Raw genomic sequence first — 1,452 nt, 5'->3', positions numbered from 1 at the left:
CTATATACCTTTCTGGATCAACGAAAGTATACTTTATATAGTCATAACGCCGATGATCGCTTCGAGCGTCTGGCACGTCAGTCACGACATCAAACAAAAAATATACGTCTTTCTTCATTCTAGTTTTCGCAGCAGGGATTTTAAAGTAGTTCTTATTAGAATAGTAGAGATTGATTAATAAGCTATCTTCGATTGCTAAAAAGAAAACTTCTGAATTCCATACTTTATAAAAATCTTTGATAAATCTATTCGAAGGGTCAAATTTAAACCATAATTGCGTCTCATTAAAAAGCATAACCATTACTCCGATCTATTTTTAAACTTAGTTTCTACCTCTAATATATATCGAGTTTTTATTTTGCCTTCAGAGAATACTGTTTCTTTTTTTGCAGTTACAGGTTGGTTATTTTCGGAAAAAGCTAATATAGCTAAGATTGAAACATCCATCTGGAATTTATCTTTTTTGCTGCTTTTCTCATAAAAGTCTGCATATTCGTCACTGATATTTTTTCTAATAAATTCTTCCATCATAAAAATCACCTCAAAACGATTATACGAACTTACGTTCTTATTGTAAAGCGATATTTGAGGGGCAAAAAGGGGGCAAAAATGCGTTTACCTTTGATATATCTCAGATTGAACATAGTGTTTATTTTATGTCGGTATTGTTGATTTATAGCTGTTTTGAGGGTGTTAGATACACAATAGAATATAGTGGTTTTGTTTACGTGCATTACACGGAAAAGCAGCTCGTATCAAAGAAATCCGTCGTTAATCTATTGTTATCGGACGAAGCAAAAGCCCTTGGAAACAAGGGCTTTTTTCTTTTTATCTCGTTATATTTTTTTGAAAACTATTGTTTTGGAAAAAAGGGGGTGACTATTACAATTTTTTCTATATCTTCTTTTAAAGACTAGGATTTGACTATTTCAAATCGATAAAAACGGCTCTTTGTCAAACGATGTTGGTGAAGAGAAATCCTAGAATGATTGGTGAACAGAAAGAACTATTTTTATACACATCTAGATGTGTATAAGAGACAGGTTTTTAACTTATTGCTTTTGCAAAATTTATTTACCTGTTTTCTGGATCAACGATAGTGTATATTATGCTATCCTTGTTTGGATTTTAGGACGTTTAAAGAGGCACTTTTTTACATAACTTAATCCATAGACCTTTTAAGCCTGCTGTGAGATAATAATAAAGAAGAGTTTAAAGCGCACCCCAAACCACTTCCCCATAAGTGTATTACGCTTTAAACTCTTTTATATTTGAATTCACTAAGAAGCATACCATATTTTTGAAAAAAAGTGAGAAAAAAGGCTTATAATTAGGATTTAGAGTAATTAATTAGATGTTTATTTTATAGGACTGATATTATAGATTACAAATAGTATCGTATTTCGCAATCTTAAAATTATCTTCTTACTATGAATAAGATAATAAAATTTG

At 30.8% G+C, this 1,452-nt stretch carries 2 protein-coding genes; both read right to left on the bottom strand.

The features are described 5' to 3' along the window. The coding region (locus A5844_RS03285) for a DUF5960 family protein (protein WP_179190529.1) at positions 1 to 295 on the bottom strand (295 nt) is incomplete at its 3' end. 5 nt (positions 296 to 300) lie between these two features. Beyond that, on the bottom strand, positions 301 to 531 hold the full coding sequence (locus A5844_RS03280) for a hypothetical protein (protein WP_002293960.1): 231 nt from the start codon (positions 529 to 531) through the stop codon (positions 301 to 303). Between the last annotated feature and the right edge of the window lie 921 nt (positions 532 to 1,452).

Origin of the sequence: Candidatus Enterococcus wittei (genome assembly GCF_002140175.1) — a bacterium.
In the GTDB taxonomy this organism is placed as follows: domain Bacteria; phylum Bacillota; class Bacilli; order Lactobacillales; family Enterococcaceae; genus Enterococcus_B; species Enterococcus_B wittei.
Note: the sequence above shows the minus strand (reverse complement) of the source record. Positions and strands in the feature narration are given on the sequence as shown.

What these genes read in the sequence shown, in the direction of transcription:
- A5844_RS03280 (WP_002293960.1), bottom strand. Translation starts at nt 531, where the DNA reads ATGATGGAAGAATTTATTAGAAAAAATATCAGTGACGAATATGCAGAC.